The following is a 22,691-nucleotide window of genomic DNA, read 5'->3' as shown; positions in this document are numbered from 1 at the left end:
TAAAAGTAGGCTTTTTCGATATCAACCCTTGATTTTTGCTTTTTCCAAATGATACATTAAGTATGCATTCAATAATTAGCTAACAATGCGTAATTGGGATGTGATTTATGACTAAAAACCAAATCAAAGATAACGTCGATTTAAATCAAGCTCCAGTTATGTTTATTGAAGAAATAACAGATGATCGGGAATTGAAAAGTGTATACGGTGGCGCAACGCCTGCTGATTCAGTATTACTAAACCCTAAGATTATTGCTGCTCTTGCAAAGCGCGGTATTATATTGCCTGACGATCCTAACAACCCAAATACATTAACAGTAGAGGCGTTGTCTGCTTTAAAAGAAATTTTGGCTAATGAGACGTAGTAAATACAAACGATTTCTATTAACTGTAGCGATATGCAATACTAGGGCGTGTTTGAAAACACGCTCTATTCTCAAAAATAGGTTAATCTAAATAATCCTGAAATTATACAAATGGCTTATCAAAGTCATTTGATATTGTAATCAAATCTTTGGCACTACCAAATAACAGCAGTTTTCACTCCTTCCATGCTTGGGCGCGTGTTCAATGGTAACAGACAATAGACTTCTTGGCATTGTAGGGAAAAGGGGAAGGGGTAATAGGGTAAAGGTATGGAATTTTCCTTTACCCTTTAACCTTTAACATGCACCCCAATATCCTGGCATTTGTTATTTTTGCAAGATGTCTAATCAACCCAACACGATGAACAAACACAAGCTTGTCTGAAAGAAAAGCGATCGCTATCCCCAAAAAAAATTAACATTAACCTTAGAAGTGTTAATTTTTCATCACATAAACTCATGGGTTACTACATCGCTCCCCGCTTTTTGGACAAACTTGCTGTCCACATTACCAAAAATTTCCTGAAGCTTCCTGGCGTGCGAGTTCCCGTGATACTGGGTATTCATGGACGCAAAGGAGAAGGTAAAACATTTCAATGTCAATTAGTCTTCGAGAAAATGGGTATCGAAGTCACTAACATATCTGGTGGCGAATTAGAAAGTCCAGATGCGGGAGATCCAGCGCGGTTGATTCGGTTGCGCTATCGGGAAACAGCAGAACTGATCAAAGTACGCGGCAAAATGTGTGTACTGATGATTAACGATTTAGATGCCGGTGCTGGACGTTTTGATGAAGGGACTCAATATACTGTAAACACGCAGTTGGTGAATGCCACACTGATGAATATTGCTGATAATCCCACAGATGTGCAGTTGCCGGGAAGCTATGATTCCACACCTTTACATCGCGTGCCGATTATTGTCACAGGTAATGATTTTTCTACTCTCTATGCACCGTTAATTCGGGATGGACGGATGGAGAAATTCTACTGGGAACCAGATAGAGACGATAAGGTGGGAATTGTCAAGGGGATTTTTGAAGCGGATGGACTGTCACAGAAGGAAGTTGAACAGCTAGTTGATACTTTTGTCAATCAGTCCATTGACTTTTTTAGCGCTTTGCGATCGCGCATTTATGACGAACAAATCCGCAACTACATTCATAAAGTAGGTTTTGAGCAGATATCCTTGAGTGTGGTTAACAGCGCTAAAGGCCCGCCAGAATTTCAAAAGCCAGATTTCAGGCTGTCTCACTTAATCGAGTCTGGAAACTTCCTGGTTGGCGAACAAAAACGGGTAGAAAATTCCCATTTGGTTGATGATTACAATCGTCTCAATCGAGGTAGAAATTCTCAATCCACACCACCTGCTGTTGTAACACCAATTAAACCAATTAGTCAGCCGTTAAATAGCCCAACCCAAGAAGTAAAAACAAATGGATTTCAGAAACAGGAAGCATCCAGTCCACATTTGACTCTAGATACACAAGCTCAAATTAGGGAATTATTGGCTCAAGGTTACAAAATTAGTATTGAACACGTAGATGAGCGCCGCTTCCGCACAGGTTCTTGGCAAACTTGTGTTCATAGCCACATTGATGCTGAGACTGATGCCATCTCAAATTTGGAGGCAACTCTGGCAGAATATAGCGGTGAGTATGTGCGCTTAGTAGGTATCGATCCCAAAGCCAAGCGGCGTGTGGTGGAGACAATTATTCAGCGTCCAAATGGGAACAATTAGGAACAGATGCAGCAAAATCTGGGTGTTTAACGACCAAACTCACCGGACGCAGACAACCTTGGCAACTCAACCGACCAACTTGTGGCGTTCCGGTGCAGCAACTTGTTAGGCGACGCTTTGATAGTGCACCTAGCGAGAACATTGTTGGGCATTTCTACACAGCCGTACGCGCAGCGTACAAAAAGCATCCAGCAATCATTTCTAGTAGGGACTCGAGGCAGGTTCTCCCGCGCCGTTAGTCCAAATGTCGTCTGGCAGCGATCGGTTACGGTGACAAACCCGATCGTGGTCAGGATACGTGATTGTGTCTACTTCCGCTCGAGTGCCGACTATCAGGCATTGCGTTGCCTTGGAGCTACGATTCTCGAGAAAGTGGCCTATCGGCACTCCTGCTTGAAAAGTTGCGGCGTCGCCAGGACGTAGTACAGTCTTTGCGTCTCCTTCGATGAGCACGATCTCGCCTTCGAGGACATAGACCATTTCATCCTCAGCACTATGCCAATGTTTGATTGACGAACGAGAGCCAGGCTGCAAGACTTCGATGAACGCGCCGAACTGGGTAAGTCCTCCTGCTTCGCTGATCCAGAGCATACGATTTGGTTTATGCGCGGCGTGAGAGGGGCTTTCTTCCACGATGAGACTATCAGGAGTGATAACAGTCATGTTGGTACCTCTGGGAATTCTGGAGCAATAGCTATTCCATTGTGTCTAGGGCACGAATTGACGCAAAACTTCGTTCGTGTGCCTAAATGAAGCGTTACTTTCAATTCGGTTAAGGCAAGAGACGCGATGAATCGCTGTTTTTACAAAGTCAATTTTAAATCATTTGCGAAGAACAAGAAAACCTTAAATCCATAAGAAGTTGGGGATTTAAGGTTGTAAATTCGATTCGCCAGGGTTGTTGTTAATTCTTAAACAACTGGAAACAATATGTTTCCTTAATTTGAAAGCTAAATTTTTCCTTTTACCAACAAGTACTGGCTGAAGCTGAGGTCATCGTTCTTAAATCGCTTGTAAACGCGGCTGTGTATTGATAAGGTGATGAACCAGTGCAATACATGGAATTTGTATAGGTGTTACGGGGATTCCACCATGACATTGCTTTCACAGTCAAATTTGCGCCATTCCATGATAGAGACTGAACGAGTAAAGAGTTCGTTTGTCCATTATCTGGCTTTTTAGAAGATAAAAATGTGGCATAATCAACCTGACCATTAGCTGGATTAATCCGGGCTATCACTGCGACTTTTGGCCCGCCTCCATTACCATAGCTAGACAACCACCGACCACTGGCAAAACGGCTAAAATTGTTACCTGTCTGACTGCCTGTAGAAGAGTAAATGCCATATAAAACATCACTTCCATTCCAATACAATCCGTAACCTGTACCATCATCGCCTGTTGTCTCGTAATCATCACGACACCATGCTTTTATCCCATTATTAAAGCGGATAGTTATAGGGTTTTTGTTATTTGAGAATTGCTGATAACCAATGTAAATTCTTGCCGATCCATTAGCTACTTTGGGGCCATTTTTAGCTGCGATTGTCGCTTCACTATCATTGCAACTGAATGTCACAGGTTCGCCGACCGATGTATTTATAGTTTCAGCTAAAACTGGAGCAGTATTTTGTGTGAAAACTAAGTCACCTACTAAAATTACAGACAAAGAAATGCCCGCAAAATACTTGTGTAATTTGCCAGAATAAATCATGTTATGAATCTGCCGAGACAAGGAACGGAAAACACCGTATCACTATAAACTCTAATCAGTATTTAGACAAGTAAAATGGTTGAAAACACTATGCAGCAAGAGTCTCAGTATTCTAAAATATTAAATATAACTATAAAATACCCGATCTAATATGCATGATGATGCATGATAGTAGCTGTATATAATTATTGTTTATCAAAGACCGTTAGTAAATATAAAAAATTGCAATAGATTATGCTTTACCATAAACAATTGCAATAATTGAGAAAATAATTTTAATCAGCCAAGTACCTTTGTTCGTTCTCTACATCCCTTGTAAGAACATTGCTTTCCCTGCTGTTTTATGCTTTTATCCGGGCTGTATTAGGTAGTTTTAGGATTTTTATCTGATGCTTCTCCACCAGCAGCTTTCAAGCGGCTCAATCTGCTTTTGCGAATCCGTTCACTCTCGCGAACCCCACCCGCCATTTCATATTCGCTACTATCTTTGCCATATTTAAAAGCAACCCCTCTGACCATCTTATCTGTAAGATTACTTAGGGTTTTCTCCATCGCATCAATTTTCGTTTTAGAAGAATCAATTACAGTTAACGCAGTGTTATAAGCATCAAGCATGGTTCTTAGCTGTTCAATTGCTTGACTCAGATTTTGCAAATCGCAATCATCACCAAAACTCATATTTGAATCAATTGCTTTTAGTCCAGCGGATCTCAACTCAGCTTTTTCGAGAACACGGGATGTACGTTTTTTACGGGACATCAATATATTCCTTAGAGAGGTTTCTAAAGCTACTTTGGCTTACTCAAGCTGTTTTTTGGTTCAGTAAAATTAGCGATCATTATATTTGTTAAAAAAATTCCAATCAATTTGGGTAATTTCTCTATATTTCCAGTTTTTACCTGTTTTTCTTGGCAATTGCTTTAATATTGATGAGGAATATTGCAATGTTGATGAGGAATATTGCAATGTTGATGAGGAACATTGCAATATTGATGAGGAACATTGCAATATTTATGAAGAACGTTGCAATATTGATGAGGAACATTGCAATATTGATGATTAATATGGCAATCTTGATGAAGAATATTGCAATATTGATGCGAATACAACCGACAGAATCTAGAAGTACAAAGTGCAAAACTCAGATACAACGTTTGCAGCCAATACAAGCAAAGTGCCGCTAGGAATATTTAATCAACAAGTTTGGGCTAAAGATATAGAAGATTTAGGAATAGCAAAAAAACGCCTCAACGACAAATAGAAGAAAAAGAAAGTCAACGATGGTTAGATAGATTAGAGGAAACACAAGATTTAACGTGAGTTCGATGAACCTCTCCCGGACAACCTCCCTCTGTGTCGGCTACCGTGTACACACATCTTGATAATCAAGCCCAAACCCTGGATTTACCCCCTTAGTCCCCCCTTGTCAAAGCTACCGTGTATACACAAGTCGAATCACCCCCCTTAATCCCTCCTTGTGAAGGGGGGAATCCGGAAAATCTAGTTCCCTCCCCAATACATACGGGGAGGTTAGGGTGGGGTAATTCGAGGACTAGTAGCGATTCGATAATTTGTGTATACACCATAGCTTGTCAAGGGCGGAAATAAATATCCGGTTCTCCCCCAATGCATCGGGGGAGTTAGAGGGGGTGAGAAGGACTTGTGTGTACACCGTAGCTCCGTGTCGGAGAGGGGAGCCAAAACCCTAATTTATCGTTGCTCCTCCCTTTCTCCGTGGGAGAGGGAGGTTGTGAGGGAGAGGTTCATCGAACTCACGTTAAGTAAGCTTTTGCACTTTGCGGATTACGCTTGCAGTATGCGCAAAACACAAAAAAAAGGGATAAGCTTTTGGGCTTATCCCTTAAAAAATCAACTAATCAATGTATCAAGTTCCACTTGTCCAAGAATTGATGTACTCAATTTGATCGGGTGTTAGGCTATCAATCGTGATACCAATAGCCTGCAACTTCAACCGAGCAATTTCTTGATCGACTTCAACCGGAATTGAGTGCAAACCAGGTTCCAACTTACCTTTATTCTTCACCAGGTATTCGCAAGCCAAAGCTTGGTTGGCAAAACTCATATCCATTACCGCGCTGGGGTGTCCTTCAGCCGCAGCTAGGTTAATCAAGCGTCCTTGTCCGAGAACGACAACTGATTTACCATTTTTCAATTTATACTCTTCGGTGAAAGGACGAACTTCTTTGATTTCTTTAGCTTGTGCAGCCAAGTATTTCAAATCAAGTTCCAAGTCAAAGTGACCGGAGTTACAAACGATCGCACCATCTTTCATGACATCGAAGTGTTCGCCGCGAACGACGTGCTTGTTACCAGTCACAGTGATAAATATATCACCTTGGGGTGCAGCTTCAGCCATTGGCAGGACGCGGAAGCCATCCATTACGGCTTCAATTGCCTTGATGGGGTCGATTTCGGTGACGATGACGTTAGCACCCATCCCACGGGCGCGGAGGGCTGTACCTTTACCACACCAGCCATAACCGACGACAACAATGTTTTTACCAGCCAACAAAATATTGGTGGCGCGGATAATGCCATCTAGGGTTGATTGCCCAGTACCATAGCGATTATCAAAGAAGTGCTTGGTGTCAGCGTCGTTGACGTTGACTGCGGGGAAGGTGAGAACGCCTTCTCTAAACATGGCGCGTAACCGCACGATCCCAGTGGTGGTTTCTTCGGTGCTACCAATCAAATCAGCAATTTGGTGTTGGCGTTGTTGTACCAAAGTTGCAACCACATCGCTACCGTCATCAACAATAATGTTGGGGCGATGATCTAAAGCTATTTGGACGTGGCGGTTATAAGTTTCGTTATCTTCGCCTTTTTGAGCAAAGACGGGAATTTCATGATCGACGACGAGGCTAGCGGCTACGTCATCTTGGGTTGATAAAGGATTGCTAGCAATTAATAGCGCATCTGCACCACCGGCTTTCAGAGCGATCGCCAAATGTGCTGTTTCGGTTGTAATGTGGGCACAAGCTACAAGGCGTAAACCAGCGAAGGGCTTTTCGGTTGCAAAGCGATCGCGGATTTGCTTCAAAACTGGCATTTCGCGTCCAGCCCATTCAATGCGCTGTCTTCCCAAGGCAGCTAGGCCGAGGTCTTTAACCTCGTGCTTTAATCGGGGAGAAGTTGCGGTCATCAAAAGTTACCTCAAAAAATTAAAAAAGCTACGTAAGTTTTACGCACTCTACTAGGTTATTCTACTATTGGCGATTTTTGCTTGGATGAAAGCAAATCACTAGTCAAGAATCCTCAAAACTAGCTTGACGTTTGATCGCCGGAATGTCAACTTCCTCTTCAGCTTCTTCCTTTTTGTTTTATCTTTGGTAAGCATAAGACTCTTTTCAGGCTGAAATCCTGATTTTCGTCATCTGTCTCAAGATAGAAGACAACGAAAAAACATCAAACTTTCATCAACTCAAGGGAAAACTTCAACTTTAGATAGGTACATCTACCCAAAGGAATTAAGCAGGATAGTTAAAGTAGTAATTGATAGATTTTACTTAAGGAGGTGTTTGAGTGCGCTTTAAATTTTTGGCGTTGGCTTTGCCCGCCGTAGGCATCGCTAGTTCAATGGCTATAGGCATTGTATCTGTGCCAAAAGCCACGGCCCAGATACCTTTGTTACCGCAACTGCAAGCTCCCAGCAGTATTAGTAATGATTCAGATAACAGAGTTGTTTCGGGCTGGATTTATTTAGATGGTCGTCGGTTATTTCAAATAGCGGCAACAAGAACCAACTTTCCTGAGCGTTCAGAAGATATTCAAAAGAAGTTGCAGAAAATTGGTCAAAATTACTTTCAATCACCAGCAAAAACACCAGTCAAGGTAGAAGTTCGCAAAGTAAACGAATTACCAGTAATTTATGTCAACGGTCAATATCTGATGACCGTTACTTCGGAAGATGCGGAACTGCGACAGGTAGATATATCGACATCGGCAAATCAAGTCGCCGAATCATTACAAGAAGACTTGCAACAAGCCAAGCAAGAAAGGCAAATTCAATCTTTAATCGACCAAGGTAAAATTGCTGGCGGTATCGGACTAGCAATGATTGTTATGAGTTGGGGGGTATATAGCTGGCAGCGGCGTTCCCAAAAGAATTTAGAAAACTCCATTGCCTCTCAACCCCAAAGAGAACTCTTCAACTACTCAAAACCAACAGATCAAGCAATTACAACACAACTAAATCAACGGCAACAGCAACATCTCCAAGAAGCCAAGAGACGATTGTTTCAGCTCAGTCAAGCCGGAATTTGGGGAGGTGGAAGCTTCTTTATTTTGGGTTTATTTCCCTATACACGAGGTTTGCAGGTAGCAATTCTCACAGCCGCCCAGTTTCCTGTGCGATTAGGTGTTGTATCCTTGGCAACCTATGTAGCAATTCGTTTGACCTACGCCCTGATTGACCGCTTCGCCTCCACACTGATTAGCAGTGGTGCTTTCCTCACTCCAGAAAGTTCTGCACGGTTGCAACTGCGTGTTTCCACTTTTTCTGGTGTAACTAAAAGTATCACTACTGTGATCTGGGTAGGAGTAGGTTTCTTGATCGCGCTGGTATCCTTGGGGATAGATATCGTTCCCTTACTAGCGGGTGCGAGTTTAGTTGGTGTTGCATTGTCTTTGGCATCGCAAAACTTAATTAAAGATGCGATTAACGGTTTTTTGATCATTTTAGAAGACCAGTATGCTTTAGGCGATGTGATTAATGTGGGGAACGTGGGAGGCTTAGTAGAAACTCTGAATCTGCGGATGACCCAAGTGCGGGATTCTGAAGGGCGTTTAATCACGATCCCCAATGGTGAAATTAAAGTTGTTGCCAATCTTTCTAGTCGTTGGTCGCGAGCCGATTTAACAATTCCCATCGCCTACCAAGCCGATACAGAAAAGGCTTTGAACTTGATTGCAACTATCGCCGATAAGATGAATCAAGAAATGCAATGGCAGAGTCAAATTTTGGAACCACCGCAAGTTTTGGGAATAGATCAATTTGGCGATCGCGGTTTGATTATTCGTGTCTGGATTAAAACACTGCCCCTCAAGCAATGGGATGTAGCACGCGAGTTTCGCCGCCGCCTAAAAGTTGCCTTAGACGAAGCTGGAATATCCATCTCTGTACCTCAACAAGCAATTTGGGTCAATGACGAGCAATCGTTAAATTTTTCGAGTAATGGCAAAGCTAATTAGAAATTTAGATTCATTACCGCATTTTTCAGTTGATGCGACTAAACGGTGACTTTTCCTAGCAGGGGAGCATACTTCGACTACGCTCAGTAACCGGGGGAGCAGGGGAGAAGTTGCAGTAAGTCTTTCCCCTCTGCTCCTCTGCCTCTGTCCGCCTTTGCTCCTCTGCCTCTTGTACCCAATCCCCAATCTTGTGCGATCGCCGACATTAAGCCTTAATAAATCCTTATATTAATAAAAAGCTACTACGTTCCTAACCAGTCTGAAACAATTCCATTATTGCTTGATTTATGTTTGTCAATACCTTCATCAGGCGGCCAGTGCTGACGACGGTCTGCACGTTCATTATCTTGCTGCTGGGAAGCATCTGTATACCGATTCTTCCCATTTCTCAGCTACCAGACCTTGCCCCAGTACAAATTACAGTTAGCTCTAACAATATTGGTGCAGATGCTCAAACAACAGAAAATACTGTCACCAACATTATTGAGCGACAAATTAATGGTGTTAAAGATGTATCTTATATATCTTCTAATACGGGTAATGATGGTTCCAGCAATATAACTGTCTCGTTTCCCACTAATGTCAATAGCGATATTGCTCAAGTAAACGTTCAAAATAAAGAAGCACTGGCTTCACCTCAATTGCCTGATACCGTTCAACGAACAGGTGTAACTGTTGAAACGGCATCGAGCAGTTTGCTGCTGGTCTATGGGTTTTACTCAGAAAATAATGAGTATGACAACATTTTTATCAGTAACTATGTCGATTTGTATATTTTCGATCAGATCAAACGGCTTCCTGGTGTAGGAAGTGCCAGGGTTTTTGGAGAACGCAAATATGCGATGCGTCTCTGGCTCGATCCCAACAAGCTTGCCCAACATCAACTAACTCCTCAAGATGTAACAGCTGCCCTGCAACAACAAAATATTCAAGTGGGTGCAGGGTCGATTGGTAAGGAACCAGCACCAGATAATCAAAGCTTTGAATTTGCTTTACGGGCAACCAGTCGATTTAAAGATGCGGCTGAATTTGAGGATATGGTGCTGAAAGTTACTCCAGGCAGTACTACTAGTAGCACCAGTAATAACACTACTAATAGCACTAGTAATAGCACCAATAGCATTTTAGTTAAAGTCAAAGATGTCGGTCGAGTTGAACTAGGAGCAGAGAACTATCTGGCTGATGCCAAATTCACTATTCCAGGAAATGCTCCCAAGGCAGCCGTGGGTTTGGGGATATATCAACTTCCCGGTAGTAATGCCCTGAACGTTGCTCATGCTGTTGAAGAACAGATCAAAATATTAGAGAAAAGTTTTCCACCTGGACTCAAAGCCGAGTTGGCATTTGATACCACTCCGTTTGTAGAAATTTCTTTAGAAGAAGTTCTGCACACTCTGGTTGAGGCAATTGTCCTAGTGGTCTTGGTAATTTTTGTCTTTTTACAAGACTGGCGTACCACGATCATTCCGACTGTGGCGATTCCCGTTTCCTTGATTGGGACGTGTGCGGCTCTGTTGGTTTTAGGATTTCAAATTAATACACTCACCTTATTTGGTTTTGTTCTCGCGATCGGGATCGTCGTGGATGATGCCATTATTGTGGTCGAGGCAGTTGCAGTCAAACTAGAGCAGGGTATGAGACCCTTTGAAGCGGCTGTGGAAGCCATGAAGGAGTTAACTGGGGCAATCATTGCCACTTCACTTGTACTCATGGCGGTATTTATTCCAGTTGCCTTTATTCCAGGCACTACTGGGATTGTTTACAAACAATTTGCCTTAACCGTTGCTTGCTCCATTGGCATTTCCACCTTCAACGCCTTAACCTTCTCTCCGAGTATGGCAGCCATCCTCATGCGCCCTGCTCAGACTCCACGCGGCCCTTTGGGGTGGTTTTTTACCCAATTTAATCGAGGATTTAGCTGGTTCACGCGGCGATATGTCGGGTTTATTAGCTACCTTACCCATATCAAGCCGATTGTAATTGGCGTTTTTCTCACTGGTTTATTAGCAACAGTTTTGATGTACAGAGCAGTACCTACCGGATTTATTCCAGAGGAAGATCAAGGTTACTTCTTTGTCATTGTCCAGGGGCCTGACGGGGTTTCTTTGAAATATACCGAATCTGTGATGAATAAGGTAGTCAAAGAAGTCACATCGGCTCCCGAAGTTAGAGCTAGTTTTATGATCAGTGGCTTTGGTTTCGACGGTAATGCTTCTAATTTAGGTATTGCCTTTGCTAACCTGAAACCCTGGAAAGAAAGAACTGAACAATCTCAATCTGTTTATGGCATACTTCAAAGACTGAACGCAAAGCTATCTACAATTACAGAAGCTAGAGCGATCGCAGTCAATGCTCCTCCAGTGAGAGGATTAAGTACTACGGGTGGTTTTGAGTTTATCGTTCAAGACAAAACCGGCAGTGCGCCGATTGAAAGCCTAATTGATGCTGCTCAAAAATTGATTGGGGCAGCACGTAAAAGCCCTGTTCTCCAAGGAGTCTTCACTCAGTTCACCGCAGATACTCCCCAATTTGACATTCAGGTAAACCGCAACCAAGCCAAAGCTCTCAATGTTGAAATTAACGACATCTTTGGGGCATTGCAAACTTATCTGGGGTCGCAATATGTAAATAACTTTGTGCAGGGACAGCGACAGTATCGGGTATATGTCCAAGCAGATGGAGTGTTCCGTTCTAATCCAGAGGATATTGGCAAGCTGTATGTTCGCTCTGCCAATGGGGCGATGATTCCGTTGAGCAGTTTGGTGAAAATTACTCCCTTTGTGGGGCCGAAAACCATCGCCCATTACAACTTGTACAGGTCAATCAAAGTACAGGGCGCTCCGGCTCCCGGTGCTAGTTCTGGACAGGCGATTAAAGCGATGGAGCAACTAGCAGCAGAGAACTTACCTCAAGGGTTTGGTTATGAGTGGACAGGGACTTATCTCCAAGAGAAGACATCAGGGGGAGCTACGGGCTTGATTTTTGCCTTAGCGATCGTTATTGTCTTTCTGGTGCTGGCAGCTCAGTATGAAAGCTACGTTGACCCGATTATTATTTTGCTGACAGTTCCTTTGGCAGTTTTGGGAGCAATGACAGCGATTTGGCTGCGTTCCAATATTTTCATGGTAGGTAGCCTCTTTCCAAAAGTGGTCGATGATATCTATTGCCAGGTAGGTTTGGTAACTTTGATTGGTCTAGCTGCAAAAAACGCGATTTTAGTCGTGGAATTTGCCAATCAACTGCACGAGCAGGGCATGAGCTACACAAGGGCGGCGGTGAAAGCGGGACAAGAACGTTTGCGACCAATCTTAATGACTTCCTTTGCTGCACTGTTAGGATTTTTGCCCCTGGTGATTTCTCAAGGGGCTGGAGCCAGCAGCCGTTGGTCTTTAGGAACAGCGCTGTTTGGGGGGCTGATGCTTTCCACATTCTTGAGTTTGTTTTTAGTGCCAATTCTCTATATTTTGGTTAAGAGCTTGGCTCAGGCTATATTACCTGGGAAGCGAGGAGGTTCAAATCCTCCAGATTCACCAAATGGAGCTTCGAGAACTAGACATGAAGTTCTACCTGCTGGCTCAAGTCATCCAGAGACGCAACTTAGGTCTCAGGAGGATGGGATAAGCTCTTAAGTCTCATAAGAGGCAGGGGCACAGGGGGCAGAAGTTCTTTAATTTTGAATTTTGAATTTTGAATTTTGAATTTTGAATTGATTTCTCCCCTGCCCCCTTGCCTCTTCTCAACTATGCAGCTTAAAAGCGTATCAGCTTATCCACAACATCTCTAACTCTGATACCATTTTCTGTAATTTCCTGCTTGCTAAAAAAATTAGCCGAATAGAATTAATACTTAGATAAGGAAGAGTGAAATGGGACTTAGTGAGGGACTTTTGAATCCGACCAAAAAGGCTATGGTCGTAGATGATTGTTGCAACATGATTGAAGGACAGCTTGCATCCAAGTCAGGCATGAGCGGCATCGCTTTGAAAACTGCCTTTGCTGCTTTGAAAGGGATTAAGCCAGGGTATATTCCTTATGTCGTTGAGCAGATATTACCGCAATGCTTTACAGCTCTCGATCCCATCTGGAGTAGAGGCGTAGAGAAAGGCGATCCAGTTGAATATCTGAGTGCAAATCGCTCTGATACAGCAGACGCGCTACTGAGTGTTACCGATGCGAGAGTCAAGAACTCAACCCGCCAAATTGTGCGAGGAACCTATGAAAAACTTCGCGGTTCCGCCAAAAAGCACGTAGAAGAAGCAGTGCCAGATTTAGCTAAGGTAATCAATAATTACACTAAGGTCTGAGCCAAAGGTTAGAGACGCGATTAATCGCGTCTTCTAAAAAAGTGGGAAGCGCAGATGCAAAGTAGCTTTTCACCAGATATCGCCTCAAAATTTTACCAACTTCAAATCAAGTCCCGCCCGTTGGATGGCTCTTTCTTTTATAGCAACAGCCAAAATGGTTAGGACATTAACAGATGATAAAATTTAGACACAAAAAGGCTTTTCACCCAGTCCCCAGTCCCTAGTCCCCAGTCCCTTGCTATAACTGTTCTCCAAGATTGACTAAGGCTTTTTGAGTAGTATAATATTGCACAGCTTCGTTAATGAATTGACTGCGATCGCCTACCCTTCTTCCTTCTTTTAATATTTAAGCATTTGCACCCAGAATAGAAGAGTCATAGTGCTGTAGTAAATCTTCTGGATCGTTGTAAATTGCGATCGCAAGCGATAGTTGTTCATCGCTAAAACCACCGCAACGCAAAGCAATTACACCTACTCCTGCTTTGCCGGCAGACTCAATATCATAAGGAGAATCACCTAGCATCACTACTTTATCGGGGGTCATTTGCCCTTTTTTCAAGGCGGCTTGTACAATGTCAGGGGCAGGTTTAGACGCTTCGGCATCATCGGATGTAGTTACTTCCGATATTAAATCATCTACTTGAGCAATTTTGAGTAATATGTCAAGTTCTTGAGAACTTGCTGAACTAGCAACAACTAGATGTAATCCCGATTTTTGCATCTTTAATATTAAGTCTCTGGTACCATTGGCAGGAGTAATTTGCGATGTAAATTTGTTCAATATGAGTTCTTTGCGCCGTTTAGCGATCGCTTTGCCAGTTCCTTCTTCGCTATTTAATTCTGGCGCTACTTTGGGAATCAGTTGATCTCCACCCATACCTATAAGTGGTCTGACTTTTTCAAATGGCACTTCTAAGCCATAAGCTGCAAATGCTTCTACCCAGGAATTTGCATGAACATCATTACTTAATACCAGTGTGCCATCAATATCTAAAATCACTCCCTCTAAAGCCATGAAAAACCTCGACTGACGTTTTGTTTCATTGATGATGGCATGGCAAATATTTTAGTTCATCGTCCCATCAGAACAGAACAGGGTAAGAGTTGAGAAGGCGATCGCTTATAATTACAGCAGATTGCAAGTAAGTGAACTACAAGCAGCACTGATTCATCAAACATAAAAAGCTTCTTTCTAATTCCTGCTCCCTGCCTCCTGCCTCCTAAACGAATCCTTGAGGTCAAGATGGTACAAACACCCGCCACTCCAGAAACCGAAACCCTATTGATTGAGTTGCCTAAGTCCATTGGGCTGTATGTTACCCAAGAACAGTTTGCTGCTTTAGCCGCAGCCAACCGAGAGTTGAGGCTGGAAAGAACCGCACAAGGAGAGTTAATAGTGAACCCACCAACAGGCTGGGAAACTGGAGAGCGAAATTGCAGTATTTCTGGCGAATTGTATTTGTGGTGGCGTAATGCGGGCGAACCTGGTAAAGTCTTTGACTCTTCTACAGGCTTCATTTTACCCAATGGTGCGACCCGCTCCCCCGATGCCTCTTGGGTGAGTGGAGAACGATGGCAGGCGCTTACTTCGGCACAAAAAGGAACGTTTGCTAATATCTGCCCCGATTTTGTAGTTGAGTTACGCTCTAGTTCAGATACCCTCAAGTCCCTGCAAGATAAATTGAGGGAGTATATCGACAATGGCGCGAAACTTGGTTGGTTAATCGATCCGCAGCAGCGACGGGTGGAAATTTATCGACTGGCTAAAGATGTGGAAGTGTTAGAGAATCCTGCTGAGTTGTCGGGTGAAGCGGTGTTACCAGGTTTTGTCTTGAATTTGCGACGGGTTTGGGATTGAAAGTATCTTGCTCGCTACGCGTTAATTAAATAGTTTTTATATAAAAAAATAATAGGGAAAATCCTGATGCCTTATAGTAAATTTACCCTCAGTAAAGCTGTAGAGGATTTTCAACTCACTATCATTGAAGGCGATCGCTTTCTGCCTGAAATTTCCCCAGTCAATCCAAGTTCTTTACTCAAAGATACACTGAAAGAAACGCTGCCTTGGGCGATCGCAGTCAGTACTGAAAAAGCGCGTTCTGAAGGTATTATCAATCCAGTTTTGTTAGAAGTCAAACGTCAGTTCAAAGGACAAATTAGTGTCTTTTCGGGTGAAGAGTTCAGTGTGCAGCCAGAAATTGATTTGACGGGTTATGTCGATTTTCTCATTAGTCGCTCTCCAGAGCAGTTGTTTATTAAGGCTCCGGCGGTAGTTTTGGTGTCAGCGAAGAAAGAAGACCTTAAACCAGCACTGGGACAATGTTTAGCCGAGATGGTGGCAGCTCAACGCTTTAATCAACAGAAGCAGCAACCGATTTCAACCATCTACGGAACGGTAACGAGTGGTACAGTTTGGCGGTTTCTGAAACTAGAAAAGCAAACTCTTACGATTGATCTGACCGATTATCCACTGCCACCTGTTGAGCAAATTTTGGGCAAACTGGTTTGGATGGTGCAAAATGGCTGATGCAGGCGATCGCATCTAGGCTTAAGGAGTAGATGAGACTGCAAGTAAACCCCGATCGCAGACCAAAACACTTGTAGAGACGGCGATTTATCGCGTCTCAAAACCCAATATTTTGTACCAATAACCCTTAACCCAACCGTATTGGGCTATAAAAGCAGAAGAATTAAAGAAGCGATCGCCTAATGGACAAGTACAAGTAGTGCCATCGCGCTTTGGTTAAAATCGCTTTGATTCACTATGAGAGGGCGATCGCAAAATATTGCTTGAGCTACATCGAATAGATAGAGGCGATCGCCTATCCTATAATGAAAATCTGTTTTCAGGCGATCGCATTGCTACCGGATCGAGCTTGTGATTGCTTCTCTTTTCTACGAGACGCTTTGCGATCGTTGCACCCGCAATCACGTTTTATCTGGCTAGCTGATATTAATCCGGCGATGCATAATTTTTCACTTGGCTTTTACTTGATATCGTCGCACAGATGCTTGTCCCTCTCACCCAAATTCGGGTTATTCTGCAAATAATCATGCAGCCAATTGCAACCCCGCACTAGCAAGTGGTCTAAATTCTCCACAGGCCACAACCGCGCTGTGTTGTCATAAGATGCCGTGGCGATGGTTTTGCCGTCCGGGCTGAAACTCACACTTTTAAGATAGCTTTGATGCCCTTTGAATTCTTGTAGCAGTTGCCCTTGCAGGTTCCACAACCGCGCTGTTCCGTCATCTGATGCCGTGGCGATGGTTTTGCCGTCTGGGCTGAAACTCACACCTAAGACATCGCCTTGATGCCCTTTGAATTCTTGCAGCAGTTGCCCTTGCAGGTTCCACAAACGCGCTGTCTTGTCATAAGATGCCGTGGCGATGGTTTTGCCGTCCGGGCTGAAACTCACACTATAGACATCGCTTTGATGCCCTTTGAATTCTTGCAGCAGTTGCCCTTGCAAATTCCACAACCGCGCTGTGTTGTCAGCTGATGCCGTGGCGATGGTTTTACCGTCTGGGCTGAAACTCACACCCCAGACATAGCTTTGATGCCCTTTGAATTCTTGGAGTTGTTGCCCTTGCAAATTCCACAACCGCGCTGTCTTGTCAGATGATGCTGTGGCGATGGTTTTGCCGTCTGGGCTGAAACTCACACTATAGACATAGCCTTGATGCCCTTTGAATTCTTGGAGTTGTTGCCCTTGCAGGTTCCACAACCGCGCTGTTTTGTCAGCTGATGCCGTGGCGATGGTTTTGCCGTCCGGGCTGAAACTTACACTTAAGACTTCGCCTTGATGCCCTTTGAATTCTTGCAGCAGTTGCCCTTGCAGCTTCCACAACCGCGCTGTCTTGTCAGATGATGCCGTGGCGATGGTTTTGCCGTCCGGGCTGAAACTCACACTATTGACAATGCTTTGATGCCCTTGAAACTGGTTACGTTCTTTAATTTTATTGAGAATACTATCCAAAGCAAAAATAGGGCTGATAGCTGGATATTTTTCTAAAGGGCGACCATCTTTTACCAGACTTTTTAACTCTTTACCACTCTGCACTGCTGACACCAGCGATTCTAACTCGGTATACTCAAACTGTCTTAAGGCATTAACTCCCGCCCGTTCTAAGTTTGTTCCTTGCTGTGCTTCTTTTTGTGCTGTCTCTGCTTTTGTCAGGGCTACTTCTGCTTGACTCAAAATAGTTTGAGCCTGTTTAGTTTTAGATTCTGCTTCCTGTTGTTGTCTATTTGCCTGTTGTGCTTTCTCTTGAGCAGTTTTGACTTGTTCGTTAGCTGTTTGAATTTTTTTCTCTGCTTGGGCGTTTTTCTCTTGTAGTTTTGTTGCTTGCTGATTTACGTTCTCTAAATCTGCTTTGGCAAGACGCAAGCTTGCGTTTGCCTTTGTAGTTTCTGCTTTTGCTAGTTTAGACTTTTGCTCTGCATCTTTCTTTTTAACTTCTAATTCTCGCGCTTTCTTCCGTATCTCTACCTGTTCTTTTCGTGTAGCTTTTAGGCTTTGAGTTACTTGATTGTAGTTTGCTTCAGCCGTTTTAAGTGTATTTTCTGCCAGTTGCCTTTTATTACCAGCATTGTTAGCCACTTGAATTTGATTCAATGTATATAAAAATGATATACCTGCAAATAATAATAGACACACCGCTAAACCAGAACTCACCTTCAGCTGCATCTGCCCTTGGCGAATTTGTCGCTTGGCTTCTTGTTGAGCATCAACTAATATCTGCCTTGCATCTTGTTCCCGCTTCAGCTTTTCTTCTGCTTGAAAGCGTTGTTCTCGTTCTCTTGCAAGTTCTGCTAATATTTCATTGCCCTGTTGCTGGCGAATGAACGACACGAGGTAATCATGCACCAATTGATAACGGTCAGCAGGCGATTCTGGTAACTGCAATACTAACCTTGAGTCCACAAAAATCTCTAACACCAAATCTAATTTATCGGCTTCTGCTGGCAAATCTGCTGCTAACTCAGCACGAGTCTTCAGGGGACGAGTACCATTTTCATCTGTGAGTAAATATAAAACCAGTCGAGCAACCTGTTCATTCTCCGCGCCACAATCTTGAATAACTTCTTCTAAAAATCGCTCAACCAGTTTTTCTTTAGTGCCAAACTGACGATACTTTTCTAAAGTTGTAATTTTCTCAGTTTGCAATTGCGTCCCCACAATTTGCAACTCAATTGGGCGTACCTCCCCCAATTCACCTGCTAAATCCCGCACTAATTGATCGATGAGCGCAGGCTCAAGATAAAATTGAGAGCGTTCTGTTAAACTCTGCACCACAGCCATCGCATCGGCTGGCGAAAAGTTACCTAAATAATAGCGAATATTTTTATCGAGAATATTATTATTAATTGCAGTCAAATTAAACAGACGGTCTAACTCTAATAAATAATGTAAATAATCTTCTCGCAAAGACAGAATTACCTTGACAAAAGGAATATCTAGACAAACTCGTAAAAACTCATAAAATGCTCGTCGTTGACCTTGGTCTGGATAAACAAAGAAGAACTCCTCAAACTGGTCAAACATTAAAACCGTCAACACATTTCGGTCAGCATTTCTCCGTAATTGTTCTAAAATAGCTGCTGAAGAATCAAGATTAACAGATAATTGATTACCTCTGACTTCCTCAAAAGCCTTAGCCAAACTCTGCCCCAACATCCCCACCCAATCTGTATACACTCGCAACAAAACAGGTAAAGCATCTCGCTCACCAATTGCTTGCTGTTGCAACGCCGGAATTAATCCACCCTGCAAAATTGAACTTTTACCCACTCCTGACTGACCATGAATTACAGTCAATTTATGCTCAGTCCCGCCAATTCTTTCTCGCAACCGCTTCACATCTTGTCCCCGACCAGAAGCAGCAATTTCTTCAGCTATTGTTTCAGAATTTTCTACTTGCAATGCAGAACTAATTGCCTGTCGCTGCGGATTGAGATAAGATGCACCAACAAAAGCACGGAAACCATACTGTTGTTCAATTTGTAACTGCTCTTGCTTAATATAAAACGCTTTGAGATATTCACCTTGTTCAAAATAGAGTAAGCGCAACCTTTCTAATATAGATATATATAATTGTGGGTTATACTGATGATTACTTTCAGCTTTTGCAGTTTTTAAACTATTAATTGCTACTTGATATTGACCTAAACCCTGTTGAGATTTGGCTAAAATAAACCGATACAATCCAAATTCATTTGATTGTAAGTTAGGTATCTCAGCTAATATTTGCAATGCTTGCCCTGCGAGTTGATGAGCTTCATCCCAGCGTAACTGCTCTAAAGCTATTTCTGCCAAAAAGCCATAATCTTTAGCCAACTGCAACGGCGTGCCATAATTTTGATGTAGCGGCAGAGACTTTTCCACAAGGCTTTGCAACTCTGACCATGTTTGTAAACGTCGTAGCACTCCACCCAGTTTAGTAATATGTTTTGCGACTAAATCTGAACGTTGTGCTTGTTCAAAAATTTCAATGGCTTGCTCAAGGTAATTTCTCGACTCTTGCCAATAGCGTTGATTTTCTGTCTGATTTTTTTCGGCTTGGCGGTTATAAGCTGAAGCAATATTAACAAGTAATATACCTTGTCGCTCTAAATAATTACTTCGTCGCCAGAACTCCCAGCTTTGTTGATAATATGCTAAAGCAGAATCTATCTGGTCATGTAGATAATCATTCAAGCCCAACAAAAACTCTAAACTTGCTTGAAGTGCTGCTTCTAATACTTCTCCTCGATTTAGCAAATCTTCACGAGCGGTTTCTAATTCCCGGCACATTTGGGCATTGGGCGTTACATTACCAGCAAAGATTTCATCAGTTTTTTGCTGAAGGAAGTTGACTAATTCATCCGTAGAGTTTTTAAACTCAATGATAGTTGCCCAATTCTCTAAATCAGTTGCTAATCGAATAAATTTTTGCAGAACTGAATCATTAACCCACAACAATATCGGAAACGGGAAGTTTTTTCTAAACTCCTCCCGTACTTGGTTCGCTGAAGTCAGAACTGTATCAATATTTTTAACTAACTCCAAACCAAAAACCATCAATGCAGGTGGCTGTTCATCTCCCAATTGTTCGCGTATATTTGTGTAAAGCGTTTTGACTGATGCAGGTAAAGTAATTTCGTGAATCTGTACAGGAGATAATTGGTGCAGCCGTTCTACCATTCGCTGACGTAAAGCAGCATAGTTACAGCGCAATATAATCAGCGAAAACTGCCCCTGAGAAAAGGTAATTGCTCTGACTAAAGTTTGTAATGAACTCTGATTATCAAAAGCTAAATTTTCCGGTTTTTGCTGATTACTCATAACATACAGCAGTTTTCTTTTGCATAAAGTATAAAATTATGGGTTTGGAAGCAGGGGGCAGGGGGCAGGGGGCAGAAAGGGCGATTTTTGCTAGTTGTAAAAAGCTGTAGTTGTGAAAATGACAACTGACACGGCTCCCGCACTTGTCGATCTAGCTCCCGCACTTATTGATCTAGCTCCCGCACTTATTGATCTAGCTCCTGCACTTGTTGATCTAGCTTCCGCACTTACTGATCTAGCTCCCGCACTTGTTGATCTAGCTCCCGCACTTGTTGATCTAGCTCCCGCACTTACTGATCTAGCTCCCGCACCTGACTTATCGCGGTATCTGGAAAACCTCACTTCTATTTCTCTCTTCCTTTAAGGCTACGGTGTACACACAAGTCTGAAATAGCTGATTAACCAGGGTTTTACCCCACCCTAACCCTCCCCTTGCAAAGGGGAGGGAATTAGATTTCCGGCTTCCCCCCAATGCATCGGGGGGATTGAGGGGGGTAATTCGACTTGTGTGTACACCGTAGCCCTTTATAAGGGGGGAGTAAGGGGGGTAATTGTTCATATACGCCGATTTATAACCTAAATTCCTTGGCTTCAGCCAAAATCGGATTGACATCAAACCAAGAACCATCTTCATTTCGGTATTCAAATACAAACATACTGCGAAGCAAAAGTTCGTATCTTTCATGACCTCTCAAGCTTTTCTTTTGCGCCACCTCACGCAGTACTGCCCATTCATCAGGCGTAATTGCCAAAGTTAGCTCATTACGGCGTTGTTTAATCACCCTGTCTACGCACTCCCGCGACAAAGGCGGGTCTTCTTGCTGAAGACAGCGAAACAATAACATCAACAAGTTACGCAAATGACCGCCGCTAACTCGGCAAAGTCGCTCTAAAGTATCAGAATTATCAAAAACCTCGGTAATTAAATGCTGGCTTTGTTCCCAACTAACACCAGGAAAAGCCCTCGCCATCACCATCTGTTGCAGCAGCGTGATTCCTTGTGAGAATCGCAAACCATCTTGTAATTGCACAGGAACCATCGGCAAAACCTTGGGGTCTACGCCAAAGCGATTTGTTAATCTTCCTAAAGCGTTGGAAAAAATCAACACTAAGGGAATGGTATAAACAACATGACAATTTAGCTGGTTTAACTGTTCGCCCCGTTCCACAAAGAGATATTCTGGCTGATAATAACCCGAAGGCTTTAAAGAATTATCTACTCTGTCGAGATTATCTATAATTACCACCAGTCCTTTTTTACCTTGCTGCTTAAGTTTCTCTCTCGCAGGCTTGAGCAATTCTTTGTTGATTGATTCTAAAATGCCGTTGGTGCGCGGTTCTAAATATTGCCGTAACTGAGCGCGAAGTTTGGGACTATCTTTAGTTTTGGCAGTAATTTTGGCAATACCTACAGATAACTCTCCCCCAAGCTCTATCGGCGTTTGCAAAAATTCACCAAGTTCAGTAAACAGAGTTTGAAAGTATCCAGGCTTGAGGTTAATTTTGATTGCTTCTAGACTTTGACTAACCTCACGAGCTACTGCTAATAAAATATCTGTAACATCAATATCAGCCATATCCAAGCTTTGGCTAGACTCGAAATAAACCACGTGAAATCCCTGCTGTTCTAACTCTGCCTTTAGCCGCAGTAATTCAGTGGATTTGCCACAGCCGATATGTCCGGTAAACAATTGACAAGTGGGTTCTTCAGGTGAAAGGCGGGTGATAGTTCGCCCAAGTTCTTCAATAATCTTGGCACCACGCACTTTAGAGAAATCAATATAATATTGTCTATCCTCCGGTTTGCTCACAATCAGAGTTTTACTGGGGTTGCAAGCTTGAAAAAACCTGACTAAATCTAGTTTCATCACAAATTACCCGAAATCAGCTTGACGCTCTAGCCCATTTCAGTGATTATACAGACGATAAAGCGGCTATTTCGGAAAAAAGTCTTTAAGCTGGCTGATTAAGGGACTTCCAATAGACTTATCCTTAATATAAATAACATGGGATAATAAAAAGCTGGAGTAAAA

The 22,691-nt window shown here is 42.9% G+C and carries 15 protein-coding genes; 8 read left to right on the top strand and 7 right to left on the bottom strand.

What is annotated here, in order from left to right; genetic code table 11:
- The first annotated feature begins 107 nt into the window (after positions 1 to 107).
- The gene (locus RM049_RS12375) at positions 108 to 365 is read left to right on the top strand and encodes a hypothetical protein (protein ID WP_322675105.1); all 258 of its coding nucleotides are present in this window, start codon (positions 108 to 110) and stop codon (positions 363 to 365) included.
- Positions 366 to 824: 459 nt separating this feature from the next.
- Positions 825 to 2,105, top strand: a complete 1,281-nt coding sequence (locus RM049_RS12370; protein ID WP_322675106.1) for a ribulose bisphosphate carboxylase small subunit — start codon at positions 825 to 827, stop codon at positions 2,103 to 2,105.
- A gap of 201 nt (positions 2,106 to 2,306) precedes the next feature.
- Here RM049_RS12370 and RM049_RS12365 read toward each other — a convergent pair whose 3' ends face one another.
- From RM049_RS12365 to RM049_RS12355, 3 genes are all read right to left on the bottom strand, one after another.
- A complete protein-coding gene (locus RM049_RS12365; RefSeq protein ID WP_322675107.1) occupies positions 2,307 to 2,768 on the bottom strand; it encodes a cupin domain-containing protein in 462 nt (153 codons plus the stop codon).
- A gap of 301 nt (positions 2,769 to 3,069) precedes the next feature.
- Entirely contained in the window at positions 3,070 to 3,819 is a 750-nt protein-coding gene (locus RM049_RS12360) for a hypothetical protein (RefSeq protein WP_322704367.1), read from the bottom strand.
- 363 nt (positions 3,820 to 4,182) lie between these two features.
- On the bottom strand, positions 4,183 to 4,578 hold the full coding sequence (locus RM049_RS12355) for a hypothetical protein (protein ID WP_322675109.1): 396 nt from the start codon (positions 4,576 to 4,578) through the stop codon (positions 4,183 to 4,185).
- A 373-nt stretch (positions 4,579 to 4,951) separates the two neighbouring features.
- On the opposite strand from RM049_RS12355, the gene RM049_RS12350 reads away from it, so the two are divergent.
- Positions 4,952 to 5,080 (top strand): hypothetical protein, encoded by a 129-nt coding sequence (locus RM049_RS12350; protein WP_322704366.1) that lies wholly within the window; start codon positions 4,952 to 4,954, stop codon positions 5,078 to 5,080.
- Positions 5,081 to 5,704: 624 nt separating this feature from the next.
- Here RM049_RS12350 and ahcY read toward each other — a convergent pair.
- On the bottom strand, positions 5,705 to 6,982 hold the full coding sequence (ahcY, locus tag RM049_RS12345; protein ID WP_322704365.1) for an adenosylhomocysteinase: 1,278 nt from the start codon (positions 6,980 to 6,982) through the stop codon (positions 5,705 to 5,707).
- A 434-nt stretch (positions 6,983 to 7,416) separates the two neighbouring features.
- Between ahcY and RM049_RS12340 the strand changes: the two genes are divergently transcribed.
- The 3 genes from RM049_RS12340 to RM049_RS12330 all read left to right on the top strand — a co-directional run bounded on the left by RM049_RS12340 (position 7,417) and on the right by RM049_RS12330 (position 13,333).
- Complete coding sequence (locus RM049_RS12340; protein ID WP_322704444.1) at positions 7,417 to 9,030, top strand: mechanosensitive ion channel family protein; 1,614 nt, start codon at positions 7,417 to 7,419, stop codon at positions 9,028 to 9,030.
- A 287-nt stretch (positions 9,031 to 9,317) separates the two neighbouring features.
- Positions 9,318 to 12,659, top strand: coding sequence for an efflux RND transporter permease subunit (locus tag RM049_RS12335; protein WP_322704364.1), 3,342 nt, complete (start codon positions 9,318 to 9,320; stop codon positions 12,657 to 12,659).
- Positions 12,660 to 12,895: 236 nt separating this feature from the next.
- On the top strand, positions 12,896 to 13,333 hold the full coding sequence (locus RM049_RS12330; protein WP_322675115.1) for a DUF6918 family protein: 438 nt from the start codon (positions 12,896 to 12,898) through the stop codon (positions 13,331 to 13,333).
- A gap of 346 nt (positions 13,334 to 13,679) precedes the next feature.
- Here RM049_RS12330 and RM049_RS12325 read toward each other — a convergent pair whose 3' ends face one another.
- On the bottom strand, positions 13,680 to 14,348 hold the full coding sequence (locus tag RM049_RS12325) for an HAD family hydrolase (protein ID WP_322704363.1): 669 nt from the start codon (positions 14,346 to 14,348) through the stop codon (positions 13,680 to 13,682).
- 228 nt (positions 14,349 to 14,576) lie between these two features.
- Here RM049_RS12325 and RM049_RS12320 point away from each other — a divergent pair, with 228 nt between their 5' ends.
- Positions 14,577 to 15,191 (top strand): Uma2 family endonuclease, encoded by a 615-nt coding sequence (locus RM049_RS12320; RefSeq protein ID WP_322704362.1) that lies wholly within the window; start codon positions 14,577 to 14,579, stop codon positions 15,189 to 15,191.
- Positions 15,192 to 15,257: 66 nt separating this feature from the next.
- Positions 15,258 to 15,860: a hypothetical protein gene (locus tag RM049_RS12315; protein ID WP_322704361.1), complete on the top strand. Its 603-nt coding sequence runs from the start codon at positions 15,258 to 15,260 to the stop codon at positions 15,858 to 15,860.
- Between the two features lie 460 nt (positions 15,861 to 16,320).
- Here the strand turns inward: RM049_RS12315 and RM049_RS12310 are convergent, their stop codons facing one another.
- Positions 16,321 to 20,658 carry an eIF2A-related protein gene (locus tag RM049_RS12310; protein ID WP_322704360.1) on the bottom strand — a complete coding sequence of 1,446 codons (4,338 nt, stop codon included), beginning with the start codon at positions 20,656 to 20,658 and terminating at the stop codon, positions 16,321 to 16,323.
- A gap of 569 nt (positions 20,659 to 21,227) precedes the next feature.
- Positions 21,228 to 22,526, bottom strand: a complete 1,299-nt coding sequence (locus tag RM049_RS12305; RefSeq protein WP_322704359.1) for a P-loop NTPase fold protein — start codon at positions 22,524 to 22,526, stop codon at positions 21,228 to 21,230.
- Positions 22,527 to 22,691: the final 165 nt, after the last annotated feature.

This window comes from Nostoc sp. DedQUE04 (assembly GCF_034530995.1).
Taxonomy (GTDB): Bacteria; Cyanobacteriota; Cyanobacteriia; order Cyanobacteriales; family Nostocaceae; genus Nostoc.
This window is presented reverse-complemented; position numbering and strand designations above follow the sequence as displayed.

Coding starts and splice junctions, on each gene's coding strand:
- RM049_RS12370 (WP_322675106.1), top strand. CDS start 825: ATGGGTTACTACATCGCTCCCCGCTTTTTGGACAAACTTGCTGTCCAC.
- RM049_RS12335 (WP_322704364.1), top strand. CDS start 9,318: ATGTTTGTCAATACCTTCATCAGGCGGCCAGTGCTGACGACGGTCTGC.
- RM049_RS12330 (WP_322675115.1), top strand. CDS start 12,896: ATGGGACTTAGTGAGGGACTTTTGAATCCGACCAAAAAGGCTATGGTC.
- ahcY (WP_322704365.1), bottom strand. CDS start 6,982: ATGACCGCAACTTCTCCCCGATTAAAGCACGAGGTTAAAGACCTCGGC.
- RM049_RS12365 (WP_322675107.1), bottom strand. CDS start 2,768: ATGACTGTTATCACTCCTGATAGTCTCATCGTGGAAGAAAGCCCCTCT.
- RM049_RS12355 (WP_322675109.1), bottom strand. CDS start 4,578: ATGTCCCGTAAAAAACGTACATCCCGTGTTCTCGAAAAAGCTGAGTTG.
- RM049_RS12315 (WP_322704361.1), top strand. CDS start 15,258: ATGCCTTATAGTAAATTTACCCTCAGTAAAGCTGTAGAGGATTTTCAA.
- RM049_RS12360 (WP_322704367.1), bottom strand. CDS start 3,819: ATGATTTATTCTGGCAAATTACACAAGTATTTTGCGGGCATTTCTTTG.
- RM049_RS12310 (WP_322704360.1), bottom strand. CDS start 20,658: ATGAGTAATCAGCAAAAACCGGAAAATTTAGCTTTTGATAATCAGAGT.
- RM049_RS12305 (WP_322704359.1), bottom strand. CDS start 22,526: ATGAAACTAGATTTAGTCAGGTTTTTTCAAGCTTGCAACCCCAGTAAA.
- RM049_RS12325 (WP_322704363.1), bottom strand. CDS start 14,348: ATGGCTTTAGAGGGAGTGATTTTAGATATTGATGGCACACTGGTATTA.
- RM049_RS12340 (WP_322704444.1), top strand. CDS start 7,417: ATGGCTATAGGCATTGTATCTGTGCCAAAAGCCACGGCCCAGATACCT.
- RM049_RS12320 (WP_322704362.1), top strand. CDS start 14,577: ATGGTACAAACACCCGCCACTCCAGAAACCGAAACCCTATTGATTGAG.
- RM049_RS12375 (WP_322675105.1), top strand. CDS start 108: ATGACTAAAAACCAAATCAAAGATAACGTCGATTTAAATCAAGCTCCA.